The sequence below is a fragment of the Bacillus sp. AY2-1 genome, from assembly GCF_008368965.1.
GTDB lineage: Bacteria > Bacillota > Bacilli > Bacillales > Bacillaceae_G > Bacillus_A > Bacillus_A thuringiensis_S.
Map to the genome: position 1 here is coordinate 45,607 of NZ_QPEL01000088.1, position 16,271 is coordinate 61,877.

The window sequence follows — 16,271 nt, forward strand, 5'->3', positions numbered from 1 at the left end:
GAAAGATGTTTTTTTGCATTACAACAATGTAATCTTCATGTCACCTTTATCGATCGTACCAAACCTTTCCATTCATTATACTAAAAGTATAAAGTGAGGCACCAATCATGAAATGAACGTATAGCATTCAATTGATATATAAAGGAGAATGTGACATGAAACAAAACAAACGAGCTATGCTTTTAATATGTACTACAGCAATTGTAACTTCTGGGTTAGCAATTTTACCTTGGTTTATTATATAAACACTCCCCCTAACAACGAAAAAAGCTTATCGCTTCTTAAGAAGCGATAAGCTTTTTTCGTTGTTATAAAATCCCCAAAATTTTATTTACACAACTTATAATAATAACCATAGATACGGCAATGCACATGACAACCGTATTACGATCTTGCTTTTCTTTTTTTGAAATTTCTTCTTTTGGATTCATGTGTATGATCTCCTTTTAAAAAAAGTGTGAGATAGGAAATTTTTCTTATCCGATGCGAGGTGAATACGAAAACCCTCTCTATCTCACATACACAATAGAATGGAATTGTCATTTTATAAATAAAATGACATGACGTTATGTCGCAACATAGGGTATTTTGTGTCGCTACGTTTTCTATTATAAAAAATAGTTGTGCAAAACTAGTGCATTTTTTATGTCAATTACTCTGAGCGAAAAAATCAGCCCTCCATTCAATCACATAAAAAGAGTTTTTATCCTTTTCGGCAAGAAGACTCCATCTGATTTGTGTTACGGGTGAAACCCAACAATTCAGGTGGAGATGAATTGCCGTCAGTCAATAAGGCTGAACTTTTTTGTTTCTTTTTGTCTTACGATACAATCTACTCTTAGATAAGGAGGGTATAGATCGTAAAACAACGAAATTGAATAATGATAATCATTCGGTTACTTGAGCCAAAAGGAATTACGATGAAGACTATATTCACATTTTGTTCCGTTTCATTTCAAATATTATCTTAGGGAAGAAATAATTTTAATGAACTCTCTGAGAAAGGTGGTGAAAACAATGGTTAAAAAGAAAGCAGTGAAAGTATTACGCAAACAAAAGAAAAGAGAAAACATGCAACGATTCACGCAGAAACAAAATATCGGACGAGCTAGTCTGACTGCAAAAGAATTCCGCTTACTGCAACGCATGTCACATAGTTCAAAAGCATTGCGAAATGTTGGATTGTACACGATGAAACAAAGTTATTTGAACCATAATAAAATGGCTACTGTAAAAGAAGTAGATACCGCCATGCAAGCCGATATGAACTACTGGGGCGTGCAATCAAACTCTGTGCAGGCTATTCGTAGAGCCTTATATGCAGAAGTGAAGAGCTTTTTTAAGGCATTGGAAAAGTGGAAGAAAAATCCTGAAGCATTCACAGGGCGTCCTAATTTTCCGAATTATTCTCATTCAACTGACAAACGAATCATTGAAATCTATCAAGTGCCAAAAGTGGATGATAACGGGTATTGGCTGATTCCGATGAGTGTTGCATTCAGAAAAAAATTCGGTTCCATTAAAATACGTATGCCGAAAAACTTAAGACATAAAAAAATCTCCTACATTGAGCTTGTACCGAAGCAAAAAGGTCGGTTCTTTGAGGTGCATTACACATATGAGATGCACGTTTCTCAAATGAAGAAAACATCCACGACTACGAATAACGCTTTGAGTTGCGATTTAGGTGTAGACAGATTAGTAAGTTGCGTAACCAATACAGGTGATACATTTTTAATTGATGGTAAAAAACTAAAAGCCATTAACCAATACTTCAATAAAATGATACGTAGTCTGCAACAGAAAAATGTTGAAAACGGAATTTCAAAACGAGTTGTAACGAACAAAATGGCTGCACTTTGGCATAAACGGGAAAGGCAAATAAATGGTTACATTTCACAAACTGTAGGCTTGTTGTTTAAAAAAGTGAAAGAATGTAGTGTAGATACGGTTGTAGTAGGTTATAACGCTGGTTGGAAACAAAAATCAGATATGGGAAAAAAGAATAATCAACAATTTGTTCAAATCCCGTTTCATAAACTGATTGCGGCAATTGAGAATAAATGTATAAAAGAAGGCATCCGGTTTTTCAAACAAGAAGAAAGCTATACTTCAAAAGCTAGTTTTCTTGATAAAGATCCGGTTCCAGTTTGGACTAAGGATGATAGGACACACTATCACTTTAGTGGCAAACGAATGACTCGTGGTCTGTACCAAAGTAAAGCAGGAACATGTATCCACGCTGATATTAATGGTGCGCTGAATACATTGCACAAATCAAAAGTGGTAGAATTGAAAGAGAATCTTAAAGTGAAAACGCCGATTCTATTAGAAGTGCAAAAACGTAAGGCTGTTGCTTCGCGCATAGCTTAGTGGGTGCGTCAACCATCCATATGTACTCGACTTGTCGGGGCTTGTAGCACACGCCAGATTCATCTGAGTGGTGGCTTCTTCCACAAGGGAGAATTGCTCTTTTTCGAAAGGGTGGTGCAAGTGGGAAAACAATCATTCGTTGCCAGTACCAACCAAAAACATACTTGGGGTGTTACCATAAGGTGGCATGAATGCTAGAGCGTCAAACTGTCTAGCGATGGACGAAAAGACCTAGCGTTCAAACTCAAGCCCCCACTGAAACGATTCATTTCAGTGGGGGTAGTTGACTATTTTCATGTAAACTATACAAGTAGAATGAACAGTTTGGGGTGCACAAGATTATGGTAAAAATTTTATTAGTAGACGATGAAGAACGTATGTTACGATTATTAGATCTGTTCTTAAGCCCTCGCGGCTATTTTTGTATGAAAGCTACCTCTGGCCTTGAAGCACTAAAATTAATCGAACAAAAAGAATTCGATATTATTTTATTAGATGTTATGATGCCAAGTATGGATGGATGGGATACTTGCTATCAAATTCGTCAAATTTCCAACGTTCCTATCATTATGTTAACAGCTCGCAACCAAAACTACGATATGGTGAAAGGCCTCACGATGGGCGCAGATGATTATATTACAAAACCATTTGATGAGCATGTATTAGTGGCACGAATCGAGGCTATATTACGCCGTACAAAGAAAGATGGCTTTGTTAGTTTCAATGGTATTGAGTGGGATAAAACGAAACATACTGTCACAGTTTATGATGAAAAAATCTCATTAACTCCTATCGAATTTTCGTTACTCGGACTATTTTTGCAAAATACAAACCGTGCTTATAGCCGAGATGATTTAATCGAAAAAATTTGGGGCTATGAAACAGATATCGAATATAGAACAATTGATTCACACATTCGTAATATCCGTGATAAACTACGCAAAAAAGGATTTCCAATTGAAGATTACCTAGAAACGGTCTATAAAGTCGGATATAAATGGAAAAGTGAATAATTACTTCGGTCAGTGGGAAATCGTATACCACTGACTCTTTATTATGAATAAGGTATGGTGAAAAAATGAGTAAACTTTCCCTTAAAATTGGGACATACTTTTTAATATTAGCTTTATGTATTGAAACAATTGCTTTCGTATCTTTTTATAAAAGCCTTTCAAAAATGCGTATTGTAGAGGAAACAGATGCTCTTTTAGAGAAAGGTAATCGCTATAGTAAAAAAATTAAAAGCCGCGAGAGACGGGATGAATATTATAAAGAAATGAAACACGCTGAACATAATAAAAATCCTAAACGTCCTGTGTATCCTGAGTTCGATATTACGAATGAGGCTGCACACTTAGTTGAATCGGAATCAATTTCTAACTCCGATATAGCTATCATTATTACTGACCATAACGGCAAAATTATTTCCACCTCAGAACCCGTAACAAAAGATATGCAAAAACAACTTACTTGTAAAACAGAAACTGTCCCAGACGGCGGATTGGTCGTTGAAAGAAACTGGAAAAAATCAAAGTTCATCACAACAGTAAGCCCACTTAACACAACAAAGTTTCAAGGAAAGCTATATATGCTATTAAAAACATCTTTCCTAGAAAATATGTTACTTAAACTCATGAACCAATTTCTTATCATTAGCGTTTTAACAATTATTTTAACAACAATTTCTGTCTTTGTTTTTTCACGCGTTATTACAGAACCACTTGTAAAAATGAAGAGAGCGACAGAAAAAATGTCAAAATTAAATAAACCAATTCAATTAGGTATTAAACGGAATGATGAACTCGGAAGTTTAGCAAAAACAATTGAAGATTTATCGAGTGAACTTACGTATATGAAAAAAGAGCGCAATGAATTTCTCGCTAGTGTCGCTCATGAACTATTAACTCCATTGACCTATATGAAGGGTTATGCAAAGGTAGCAAAGAGAGACTCTTTAACAAAAGAGGAGCGAGAAGAATACTTACAAATCATTGAGGATGAAACGGATAGTGTAACCGATCTCGTCCAAGATTTATTTATGCTTGTACAATTAGAACAACACCAATTTGTTATAAAAAAACAAAAAGTGCTTCTTCAGCCATTTTTAGAACGAATGGTTGAAAAAACAAAAACAACATTAACGAATAAGCAAATGCAACTTCATGTATATTGCAAAGATGATTTAGAAGTTTGTATAGACGAAAGACGTATGGAACAAGTTATGTTAAATTTATTACACAACGCTTATCAACATTCGCCAGAAAACACATCTATTACGATACGTGTACTCATGGAAACAGATTCTTTTACAATAAGTGTACAAGATGAAGGTGAAGGTATTCCTGAAGAAGATATCCCGCATATTTTTGACCGCTTTTATCGTGTCGATAAATCTAGAACACGAGCTACAGGCGGAAAAGGTATCGGGCTAGCTGTTGCAAAGGAAATTGTAGAATTGCATAACGGTTCTATTCTAGTAACAAGCCAATTAGGAGCGGGAACAAACTTTATAATCGAGCTACCTTTTGAATAATATGCGTGTGAAAACACCAGTAGTAGTAAACACTACTGGTGTTATTTTGTTCATAAAAACAGCTCATATAAGCTAAGCTTTTGAAATTATTCTTATTTCAATATAAAATAAAGGTACATTTGCAAAGATTTGGAGGGTGATATAATTGGATATCCATGTATTAACAAAAGACGAAGCAGAAATTTACTTAGAACTTCGCGTAGAAGGATTAAAGCAAAACCCTGAAGCATTCAGCTCTTCTTATGAAGATATTATTAATAAAGAGTGTGCGATTGAATATAAAGCACAAAAATTAGCACAAGATGAAAACTATACGCTAGGTGCATTTAAAGATGGAAAATTAATCGGGGTTGCAACACTGGAAACGAAACCATATGTAAAACAAGAACATAAAGCTAAAATCGGTTCTGTATATGTATCTCCAAAAGCACGTGGACTTGGAGCAGGAAAAGCACTTATTAAAGAATGTCTTGAGCTTGCTAAATCTTTAGAAGTAGAACAAGTTATGCTTGATGTTGTTGTTGGCAACGATGGAGCGAAAAAACTTTATGAATCATTAGGTTTTAAAACATTCGGTGTACAAGAACGTTCATTAAAATATAACGGACAATATTGGGACGAAGAGCATATGGTCTTATTCTTAGATGAAAATAAATAATAAAAAACATCCTCATGTTTGGAGGATGTTTTTTACTTTCTGGTAAACCATGCCGTGTGTAATAATTGAATCGCTTTCGCAATTTCTTCCTCTGATAATATCGCAAACCCAAGTAAAACTACACTCTCAGGCGCCGTACCGTCTTTATAGTACGTAGACACAGGATATATTTTGATACTATGTTTCGCAGCTTCTTGAATTAATTCTTCTTCCCGCATTCCGTTATGCACTTTTAATAAAATGTGTAATCCCGAATCTTCTCCTATCACTTCAACACGATTAGAGAAATACTTCTCTATTTCAAAAACAAGTCGATCTCTCTTCTTTCGGTAGACGACACGCATTTTATGAATATGTTTTTCCCAATAGCCTTCATTTAAAAATCTTCTAATCACTTCTTGGTCCATTCTTGAAACACTTTGTGTATAAAATAAATATTGCTGTTGATACTTTTTAATTAATTTCTTCGGCAACACCATATAGCTCATCCGTAGCGATGGCAATAATGCTTTAGATAGCGTCCCCATATAAATAACTTTCCCCTCTGTATCTAACCCTTGTAGCGCCGGTATAGGCTTTCCAGAATAGCGAAATTCACTATCATAATCATCTTCAATCATATACCTGCCCTCTTCTTTCTTTGCCCATTGTAAGAGCTGCATCCTTCTCGTAATAGGCATAATCATTCCATATGGAAACTGATGGGAAGGTGTAACAAATACAACATTCGCATTGCTATTTTCTAAATCTGCAATACAAATTCCATCTCTATCTAAAGATAACATTTGGACTCTTGCTTCTCCCTGTTCAAAAACAACCATCTTCCTATGATACCCTGGGTTTTCAACTGCATAATTGCTTCCCTTTAACAATTGAAACAATAGTTTCACTAATATTTGTGTTCCCGCTCCTAATACAATTTGACTAGCTGAACAACGCACACCTCTAGATTCATACAAATAATTCGTAATCTCTTCTCTTAAGCTCGCTTCCCCTTGAGGGTGTCCTAGAAAGAGAAGTTCGTTATTATGCGGCTGCCATACTTCATTTACAATTTTCCGATACATATTGAATGGAAAAGCATTTGTATCAATTCCTGTTTGTGTAAAGTCAAATTTATAACTCTTCTCCTGAAACGGTACTTCTTCTATTCTCTCTCCGCAATCCTCTACATGAACCATTTGCTCAATCTTGCATACAAAATAACCTTTTCTCGATATCGACTCAATATAACCTTCTGCAAGTAATTGTTCGTACGCTGCCTCTACTGTATTTTTACTTACTTGTAAATGTATCGCTAACTTTCGCTTAGCTGGTAATTTCGTAAAAGGTACAATCGATCCATCTTTAATTTCTTTTTTTATATACTCATACAATTGCACATATAATGCCTTTTTACTATTCACATTTAAATTAGGCGTTAATTCTAACATAATATCTGACCCCTTAATAAAACTAAAATCTGATACTTTTTACAGTACCAGAAGTTATATATAATTCCTTTTATCATGTCACACATAAAAAATCAAATACCGGAGAGGAGAAACATGATAATGAACAATGGTAGACGTATCGGACTTATTATGATTATTACAGGGGCTACATTATGGGGATTATCTGGTCCAATGATTCAGTGGCTATTTCAGCATACTAATGTATCCTCAATTGATTTTTTAACAATTCGCTTGTTGCTTGCAGGAATATTTATTTTGTCTTTCTTACTTACAAAGAAACAAAACATATTTCAAATTTGGAAACACCCTAGATATTCTATACAACTTATTATTTTCTCTATTCTCGGCATGCTCGGTGCACAATACGCCTTTATCGAAACGGTTCATATTAGTAACGCGGTCACAGCAACGCTATTTCAATTTCTAGGTCCTGTTCTTATTACCATGTATGTTGCATTTGAACAAAGAAAATTCCCTGCTTCTATGCAACTATTCGCAATTATAACTGCGCTAACAGGGACATACTTCATTATTACAAATGGCTCAATTGAAAATGTTGTTTTATCTAAAGAAGCTATTATTTTTGGACTATTAACAGCAATCGGATTTGCATTTTATACCCTCCATCCAGCTTCGCTTATTAAAGCATGCGGAACAACCATAGTAATTGGCTGGGGGATGTTAATCGGCGGCATCGCCCTGCTTATTTGTAATAGTTCGTTTGGATGGAGTCAGCTTTCACAAACCTTTACACCAAAAACTTTTTCTATGCTTATTCTTATCATTATAAGCGGCACTCTTTCTTTCCTTCTTTATATCGGTAGTCTGAAATATTTAGCCGCAACAGAAACAAGCATTTTATCTAGCATTGAACCCCTTGTAGCTGCCATCGTTTCAATCACTTGGCTAAATGAATCTTTTGGAACATATCAATTATTAGGCGGCGTATGTATCGTTCTGTCCGTTATTTTTTTGACGATGCCTCAAAAAGAAACCGAACCAACCTATACAACGGAACAAATATAAGGTGAAACTTTAATCAGTGTGGGTTTGTTCATCCCCCCCACAGATTATTAACCTACACCAATCGGGCTTTTACGGGATAAAAAATGTCAAAAGAGGTCGTACAAAACTTACGACCTCTTTTTATAATTTAAAGGAATTGTCCCGCCTTCTAGCAAATACAATTACACTAACAATAAAAACTAGGAGTGTGGCACCATGAAAAAAATCGGAACTATGCTACTTCTCTCCTTCCTCATCACTGGATGCACACAAGCACAACCTGATTCAAAAGTACCTAAAACAGAAGCTGTCACAACATCATCCACTCAAGTGAACGCACCTTCCTTCTTTCACCTTAGTGTTTTAAAAGATGTAAATTGGGAAGAAGCACCCTCATTCATAGACGGAAAAATACCTTTAAAAGGCATCGAAAAAAAAATCGCAATGGCTGATAGTCCTATTATCGCAAATGAACAAAATGAAATAATGTGGTACTTTCTAGATTCTGAAATACCAACTGGAAAATTGTCTATTATTGCGCTAAAACAAGGATCTGTAACTCCAACACCAGTACTCTTTCAAAAAGAAACTTCCAAACAAACTTGGACTACTTCAAATACAATCGATTCTACTACAAGCGAACTCCCTCTCGCTATGTCACTACCTTCATCTGGATTATGGTTATTAAATATATATGTGAATGAAAAATATTATGATCAGTTTGTAATCACCGCTGAGTAAAGTGACAAAAATAAACCACTTTCTTACAACAATGTAATTTCTACGTCATGTACTTCGATAGTTGAATTATCTCTCTTCTCTTATACTTAAAGTAAGAAATGAAACGAGGAGAGATGAGAGATGAAAAAAATGATAGAAGTGATCGTAGCAGTAACTGAGGTTTTAGTAAATGGTAAACAAGTTGCAATGGAATTAAATAAATAGTGAAGAAACATAAATAATTCTACACTTCTTCATTATTTTGATTTCTTATCTCAAAAAAGCAGTGCCTTTTAGGCACTGCTTTTAGCTATTAATAACTTGTTATTTTCGTAATTTGCGCCACGCCTGAATCAATAGCTGCTTTCGCTACTGCTTCTGCAACACTTGGAACAACTCTTTTATCTAATGGATTCGGGATTACATAATTCGCATTACGTTCTTCGTCCGTAATGATGTTAGCGATCCCATATGCTGCCGCTAATTTCATCTCTTCTGTAATATCAGTCGCGCGCACATCTAACGCACCGCGGAATATTCCGGGAAACGCCAATACATTATTTACTTGATTCGCATAATCCGAGCGCCCAGTTCCTACTACAGCTGCCCCAGCCTCTAATGCATCCTCAGGGAAGATTTCTGGAATTGGATTCGCCATCGCAAACACAATTGCTTTCTCATTCATCGTCTGTACAAGTTCTTTCGTTAATACGTTAGGAGCAGATACGCCAATAAAAATATCAGCTTGGTGAATCGCTTCTTTTAACGTTCCACGCACATGTTCACGATTTGTCTTTTTTGAAACTTCAATTTGCGCTTCGTTCATCCATGTTTCACCTTCACAAACAATACCTTCTAAGCTAACTAATGTAATGTACTTTGCACCAGCCTTTAATAATAATTTTCCAATTGCAATTCCTGCCGAACCCGCACCGTTAATAACGATTTTTACATTATCCATTTGTTTGCTAACAACTTTTAATGCATTAATAACAGCTGCTAAAACGACAATAGCTGTTCCATGTTGATCATCATGGAATATAGGAATATTCGTTTCTTCTTTTAATCGTTTTTCAATTTCAAAACAACGTGGTGCTGCAATATCTTCTAAATTAATCCCTGCAAATGTAGGCTCTAAATTTTTTACAAGGGTAACGATTTCATCTACATCCGTTGTGCCTAAACATAATGGGAAAGCATCTACATTCGCAAACTTCTTAAACAAAATACTTTTTCCTTCCATAACAGGCATAGCCGCTTTTGGTCCAATGTTTCCTAAACCAAGTACCGCTGTTCCATCTGAGACAACCGCCACCATATTACCACGTGCTGTATAGTCATACACCGTTTCTTCATCTGCCGCAATTGCTTTACAAGACTCAGCTACACCTGGTGTATACGTCAGGCTTAAATCATCCGCTGAATTTACCTCCACTTTACTTGTAATTTCAATTTTCCCTACTAACTCTTTATGCAATAACAATGATCTTTCATTAATTTGATTTGCTAACATACTTATAATCTCCCCTTAATTTGACAAGCTAGCTATATGAATATAGCTAGCTTGTTTAATCATGAAAACATCTTTAATAATATTGTCGCTGTTACAACCATTGCTGCCCCGCCTAAACGAGTAGAAATTTGCGCGAACGGCATTAATTCCATACGATTTGAAGCCGATAAAATAGCGACATCTCCAGTTCCACCTAAACCGCTATGACATCCAGTTACAATCGCTGATTCAACTGGATACATTTTCATCACTTTCCCTACAAGAAAACCTGATGCTACCATTGTAAGAACAACCGATGCACACACAACAACATATCCTACTGAAAGAACTGCTGCTACGTCTTTTAACGGAATATATAGCAATCCTAATCCAACCATTAAAGGCCAAGTTAAATTTTTTGAAATAAATTTATATAAATGGAATGCTCCTTGCTCCATTTTCGCTGGCATTAATTTAAAGTATTTCACAAGTGCTGCTGAGAAAATCATAATGATTGCCCCAGGAATACCGATGAACTTAGAAGCAAATCCTCCGAAGATGAAGAACGTACACGCAATTAATAAACCTGCTCCCATTAATGAGAAGTCAATTGGCTTCTCTGTATTTTGTTCTTTTAATAATTCTGCTTGATTGTCCGTTTTCACTAATACACCGTTACCACTAAGCTCCGGTTTCTTCTCACCTAAACGCTTCATATACCCTGCACTTACAATTGCGAACATATTTCCAATAATAGCTGCTGGAATAAGCTGTGATACAAACGTTGCTGATGATTCATTTAAAATATCACTATAAGCTAGCGACAATGGTAAAATTCCTTCCCCGATACCACCACTCACAATTGGTACGATGATAAAGAAGAATGTCTGCTTCATTTCAAATCCAAATAGTGAACCGACCAATAATCCTACTGCTACAGAAGCTAACGTCCCTACTACTAAAGGAATAAACATACGAACGAAACCTTGTACTAACACTTTACGGTTCATTCCTAAAATACTTCCGACTACTAAACAAGAAATATATAGATATAAAAAGTTCGATTTTTTCATTAACATTGTCGCAGCTTCCATTGAAGCTGGATTCATCCAGTTAAAAAATACAAGTAATGATGGAATAAATAACGAAAGTATTGCTGGACCGCCGATATTTTTTAAAATTGGAATTCTCATCCCAATATCGCCTAAGAAAATCCCCATGATCATAATAACTGCAAATCCACCAATCATATCTGCTGGCAATTTATTATATACAGATGCCCCATAAATAATAGCAGCCAATACTACATATAACGGTAAAGGTATAACACCGATTTTTACATTCATAATTTTAGAAGCGAAAGATTCTCTTTGTACTTCATTTCCTTCAGAAAATGATACCGCTTCCACATTCTTTTGAATTCCCATATGGCACCCCCTCGTTTTCTTAATAACAATATTAAAACGCTTTCAATAGTAAAAATAGTTTTTGTAAGTTTTGTAATTGATTTTGTAATTAAAAAAAGTATAAGCGACTTATACGTAAAACTCTATTTTCTTTTGATCAACACATCTTAATTTACTTACAGGTCTTCCCACATGTTGGTACATCATTTCGTTTTCTAACACCCCAATGTCAGTCAAAAACATTACATATTTTCGAATAGAAACTCTTGAAATTCCAACTAATTGTGCCATTTCATCTGTTGTAAACACTCTTCCATTCAGCGACTCGATCTTCTGCCAAATTAATTGCAACGTTTGCTTCGTTAACCCTTTCGGAAGCTCTTTAGTGACAGTAGGCTCTCTTTTTTCTTTTTGTAAAATTAACGAATCTAATTCCGATTGACTAATTTTTTGTTGTTCTTTCATGAAAGTAAATTTCTCTCGATATATAGTTAATGCCTCTTTAAATCGTTCAAATGTAAATGGTTTAATTAAATAATCTACAACTCCATATTGTAATGCTTTTTTAATACTCCCCATATCATGTACAGCTGAAATCATCATTATATCGATTTCTTTTTCTTGGTTCCGGATATACATTAAAAGCTCAAACCCAGTCTCTTCAGGCATAAAAATATCAAGTAATACTAAATCCACTCGTGATGTCTCTAATACTTCTATCGCCGACTTTACTGAGTTAACTGCTTGAACAAGTTCAAACCCTCCTACTTGCTCTAAATAGTGCGTATTTAACATTGCTACCATCGGGTCATCTTCTACAATTAAAACTTTAATCATATTTGCCTCTCATCCCTACCTTTAGGTATTTCAATTGTTATCGTTGTTCCCTTTCCTACTAATGAATGCATATGAATTTCCCCATTTATTCGCTGTATACTTTCTTTTACAAGATACAAACCATAACCCCGGTTATCTCCCTTTGTGGAATAACCTTTCGTAAATAATTCCTCTATTTCTTTTTCTTGTATACCTTTTCCCGTATCTTGTACTGTAATAGTTAATATATCCCCATGTTGTATCTCAATTTCAACTTGCTTCTTTTCACAATTCGTCACTGCTTCTAATGCATTATCAATTAAATTTCCGACAATCGTAATAAGTTCATGAGTAATACTTTCATCATCTATTTCCGGCATATAAGAATCTTCACTTATAATTAATTTTATATTTTTCTCTCTAGCATAGCTGAGCTTACCTAGTAAAAAACCAGCAAATACTGGACTTTTTATTCTTTTCATAACTCCACCAATTTCATATTGATGCTCTGATACCATACCGCTTATATACTTCTGTAATTCTTCATACTGTTTCATATGTGTAAGCCCTAATACGACATGCATCTTATTCATAAACTCATGAGATTGTGCCCGTAATGCTTCTGCATATAGTCTAATACCAGTTAGTTCCTCTGCTAGTTTTCTAATCTCTGTTTTATCACGAAATGTTGCAATTGCACCCACTATTTCTCCTTTTACATATAAAGGAACTCGATTCGTCACAATCGTAATTCCATAAATATTTTGTTCTTCGTTTAATTGTACTTCTCCCGTTTGCAATACTTCTTTTATACGTGAATTTGGCATATACAACTCAACATCTTTACCGATAAAATTTTCTTCAAGTCCACTTTTTTTAAATAGACGTTTTGCTTCATTATTAATTAACGTTACTCTAGCCTCTTTATCTACAGCAATGATCCCCTCCTTTACAGATTGTAGCATCGTATTTCTTTCTTCAAGAATTTTTGCTATCCTGTGAGGCTCAAGACCGAATAAACTTTTCTTGATATGTCTAGCTAGCAATATTGCTCCTATAATTCCGACTAATACTCCAACTCCGACACCAATATAAATGATATGTCTACTTTCCTTAACTCTCTCTTTTACATTATCTGCTGAAATACCAACGGCCACTGCTCCAAGTTGTTCACCTGTTTCAGAAAATATTGGTACAAACACTCGCATGGAAATACCTAAAGTTCCTTCTGCTAACGATACATGTTCTTTTCCTTTCAATGCAGGCCCTTCGTCCCCACCAATGAAATGACGACCTATTTTTTGAGGATCTGGATGAGATTTTCTTATTCCATCCATGTCCATAACTACAATAAATTGAACACCTGTGTTTTTTAATATCCTATTTGTATACGTTTGGATTGCAGGAGTATCCGCTTTCCCAACCAAGCCATTGATTACAATTGAATCATTCGCCACAATGTGTGCAATTGTTTTTGCTTTCTCTGCTTGGCTATCCTCCGTCGCCCGTTCTACATTATGACTAATTAATATATCTGTCACAAGTAAAGAAAAAATTACAACTGTACAAACTAACAATGTAATCGTTTTCCACAAATTCCATAGTCTTTTTCTTTTTTTCATCCCGTTAATGACTCCCCTAATTGCTGAATAGAAAAATAAGTAAGGTGATATTATTTTCACCTTACTTATCTGCTGTTATTATACTTTAAATTTACTAGTCATCGCTTGTAGTTCTTCGGCCATCCCAGCTAAGTTTTGCGAAGCTGAACTAATTTCCTCCATTGAATTAACCTGTTCTTCTGTTGAAGCTGCAACACTTTGCATACTAGCTGTATTTTCTTCTGCAGCCGCTGCAATTTCATCAATAGCATTTGTCACTTCATTTGCATCTCCAGCAATTCTCTTCGTTGTTTCTACCATTTGATTAACTTGAGAAACAATATGTGTAGTAGAACTTAAAATTTCCGTAAAACTTACTTTCGTTTTTGTTACAACATCAAGGCCTTGTTGAACTTCTCCATTCACATTATCCATTGCCTTAACAGTATGTTCAATATCCGCCTTAATTTCTGCAATTAAATTTGCAATCTCTCCAGATGACTCTCCTGATTGCTCTGCTAATTTTCTAACCTCATCTGCTACAATAGCAAATCCTCGACCCTGTTCACCTGCTCTTGCTGCTTCAATAGCCGCATTTAAAGCTAATAAGTTCGTTTGAGTAGCTATGTTTTGAATTGCTTCAGAAATAGCTCCTACTTGCTTTGATTTCTCATCAAGAAGTTTAATAATAGCATCTGACTCGGATACCGACCTAGAAATAGACTGCATTTGTTTTGCAGTTTGTTCAACTAAATCTTCTCCCTCTTCAGCTCTTTCTCTCGCATGTAATGAGGAAATAGAAATTGACTCTGCGCTTCCGGTTACATCTTGAATTGCTGTATTTACTTTTTGTAATGTAGCCGCACCTTCTTCAACACCTTGACTTTGTGATTCAGCCCCACCTGATACTTGTTCCATTGCAATTGTAATTTGATCTGTCGCATCATTTGCTTGCTGTACGCTCGCTGTTAACTCCTCAGCCGATGCCGCGACATGTTCTGCTGAAAAGCTAATTTGGGTAATAACATCTTGTAAAGACGTAGACATTTCATTAAATGAAGTCCCTAATTTCCCTATGTCATCCTTAGAATGGATTGTAATTTTCTCTGTTAAATCTCCCTTACTAATTTTATATGCTGATTCAGCTATTTTTCGTAATGGCCCTGTAATAGACCTTGTAATGAAATAAATTAATACACTACCAAATGCAATAGCGATAGCAATAACAATTAAAGTCTTATAAAACACTGGACTGGCAGCTTGGGTAATTTCTTCATCGAACATAACTCCAACTACTTTCCAGCCGGTTTTTTCATTTGTTACAAAGATTAAATTCTTTTTATCATCTTGTTCTGTATAAGACACATTTCCTTGTTTATCTTCATAAATTGGTTTAACCCAAGGATCAGTAACTTTCGCACCTGGTTTTCTAGATGGATGACTAACAATTTGCTTATTTTGATCTAAAATAACTGCATAACCTTTTTCACCAATGTTAATCATTTTGGAAATTTTTAAGATGTTATCTAAATTTAAGTTAATTCCTATAACACCTTTACCATCTTTTACTTCTTTCGCAATGGTCACTACCATATTTTTTGTAGATGCTGATTGATATGGTGCAGTAACAATTACTTTCCCTTTATTTTCATGTGCTTCTTTATACCAAGATCTATCTGTTGGATTATACCCATCAGCCATTTGGATAAATGGTTCTCTTATAAACTTTCCCGTCTGCGTTCCAATATAAATACCTTCTACTTCTGGATGAAGCTTTATATATTGTGCTAACTTCGTTCTCACTATCTCTTCTTGTCCATTTGGATATGTATCCTCTGTTAAGATGTCTGCAAAATACGTCGCATCAACAAATTTCTCTTCTATATTTTGAGAAATAACAGTATTTAAAACTGAAATATTCTCCTTTGCTTTATCTGTCATTTGATGTTCAAAATTTGTTTTGGCAGTTTGATATGAAACACCACCGATAATAATTCCTGGTATAGTTAAAATAATAAAAAATGAAATGATTAATTTTTTCTTGATACTCATACATTTAACCCAGTTAAATATTTTTTGCATAATAAGCCTCCTTTATGTAATGTGGATACTTGTGTCATTTTATACAATTAACATACATAAAACAATATATAATGATAACATGTAAATTTTTCGTCAATTATGCATTTTTCCATATTCACTCCTTAATAAGG

13 protein-coding genes and 1 pseudogene are annotated in these 16,271 nt (G+C 35.0%); 6 read left to right on the top strand and 8 right to left on the bottom strand.

The annotated features are described in order from the left end of the window. Window positions 1-308: 308 nt before the first annotated feature. The gene (locus DN403_RS31805; RefSeq protein WP_001068388.1) at window positions 309-431 is read right to left on the bottom strand and encodes a hypothetical protein; all 123 of its coding nucleotides are present in this window, start codon (window positions 429-431) and stop codon (window positions 309-311) included. A 586-nt stretch (window positions 432-1,017) separates the two neighbouring features. On the opposite strand from DN403_RS31805, the gene DN403_RS20755 reads away from it, so the two are divergent. The 4 genes from DN403_RS20755 to DN403_RS20775 all read left to right on the top strand — a co-directional run bounded on the left by DN403_RS20755 (window position 1,018) and on the right by DN403_RS20775 (window position 5,564). Then, complete coding sequence (locus tag DN403_RS20755) at window positions 1,018-2,373, top strand: RNA-guided endonuclease TnpB family protein (RefSeq protein WP_000239356.1); 1,356 nt, start codon at window positions 1,018-1,020, stop codon at window positions 2,371-2,373. Between the two features lie 341 nt (window positions 2,374-2,714). After that, complete coding sequence (locus DN403_RS20765) at window positions 2,715-3,386, top strand: response regulator transcription factor (protein ID WP_000238957.1); 672 nt, start codon at window positions 2,715-2,717, stop codon at window positions 3,384-3,386. A 65-nt stretch (window positions 3,387-3,451) separates the two neighbouring features. Next, window positions 3,452-4,906, top strand: a complete 1,455-nt coding sequence (locus DN403_RS20770) for a HAMP domain-containing sensor histidine kinase (protein WP_000041024.1) — start codon at window positions 3,452-3,454, stop codon at window positions 4,904-4,906. Window positions 4,907-5,051: 145 nt separating this feature from the next. Beyond that, window positions 5,052-5,564, top strand: a complete 513-nt coding sequence (locus DN403_RS20775) for a GNAT family N-acetyltransferase (RefSeq protein ID WP_000351212.1) — start codon at window positions 5,052-5,054, stop codon at window positions 5,562-5,564. A 32-nt stretch (window positions 5,565-5,596) separates the two neighbouring features. On the opposite strand, the gene pdxR is transcribed toward DN403_RS20775, so the two are convergent. After that, the gene (gene pdxR / locus DN403_RS20780; protein WP_000891922.1) at window positions 5,597-6,997 is read right to left on the bottom strand and encodes a MocR-like pyridoxine biosynthesis transcription factor PdxR; all 1,401 of its coding nucleotides are present in this window, start codon (window positions 6,995-6,997) and stop codon (window positions 5,597-5,599) included. A gap of 120 nt (window positions 6,998-7,117) precedes the next feature. Between pdxR and DN403_RS20785 the strand changes: the two genes are divergently transcribed. Next, on the top strand, window positions 7,118-8,044 hold the full coding sequence (locus DN403_RS20785) for a DMT family transporter (protein WP_001059061.1): 927 nt from the start codon (window positions 7,118-7,120) through the stop codon (window positions 8,042-8,044). A gap of 195 nt (window positions 8,045-8,239) precedes the next feature. Then, window positions 8,240-8,764 carry a DUF4871 domain-containing protein gene (locus tag DN403_RS20790; RefSeq protein ID WP_000719685.1) on the top strand — a complete coding sequence of 175 codons (525 nt, stop codon included), beginning with the start codon at window positions 8,240-8,242 and terminating at the stop codon, window positions 8,762-8,764. 292 nt (window positions 8,765-9,056) lie between these two features. Here the strand turns inward: DN403_RS20790 and DN403_RS20795 are convergent, their stop codons facing one another. From DN403_RS20795 to DN403_RS32345, 6 genes and pseudogenes are all read right to left on the bottom strand, one after another. After that, complete coding sequence (locus DN403_RS20795) at window positions 9,057-10,256, bottom strand: NAD(P)-dependent malic enzyme (protein WP_000880775.1); 1,200 nt, start codon at window positions 10,254-10,256, stop codon at window positions 9,057-9,059. A gap of 59 nt (window positions 10,257-10,315) precedes the next feature. Continuing rightward, window positions 10,316-11,662 carry a 2-hydroxycarboxylate transporter family protein gene (locus tag DN403_RS20800; RefSeq protein ID WP_000512725.1) on the bottom strand — a complete coding sequence of 449 codons (1,347 nt, stop codon included), beginning with the start codon at window positions 11,660-11,662 and terminating at the stop codon, window positions 10,316-10,318. Between the two features lie 108 nt (window positions 11,663-11,770). Then, complete coding sequence (locus DN403_RS20805; RefSeq protein ID WP_000598691.1) at window positions 11,771-12,478, bottom strand: response regulator; 708 nt, start codon at window positions 12,476-12,478, stop codon at window positions 11,771-11,773. Beyond that, window positions 12,475-14,079 carry a sensor histidine kinase gene (locus DN403_RS20810; RefSeq protein WP_000746398.1) on the bottom strand — a complete coding sequence of 535 codons (1,605 nt, stop codon included), beginning with the start codon at window positions 14,077-14,079 and terminating at the stop codon, window positions 12,475-12,477. The genes DN403_RS20805 and DN403_RS20810 overlap by 4 nt, the downstream gene beginning before the upstream one ends. A 78-nt stretch (window positions 14,080-14,157) precedes the next feature. After that, window positions 14,158-15,105, bottom strand: a complete 948-nt coding sequence (locus DN403_RS32340; RefSeq protein ID WP_481747566.1) for a methyl-accepting chemotaxis protein — start codon at window positions 15,103-15,105, stop codon at window positions 14,158-14,160. After that, a pseudogene (locus DN403_RS32345) lies at window positions 15,097-16,140 on the bottom strand (HAMP domain-containing protein); the annotation flags it as partial. The pseudogene DN403_RS32345 and the gene DN403_RS32340, both read right to left, overlap by 9 nt. Window positions 16,141-16,271: the final 131 nt, after the last annotated feature.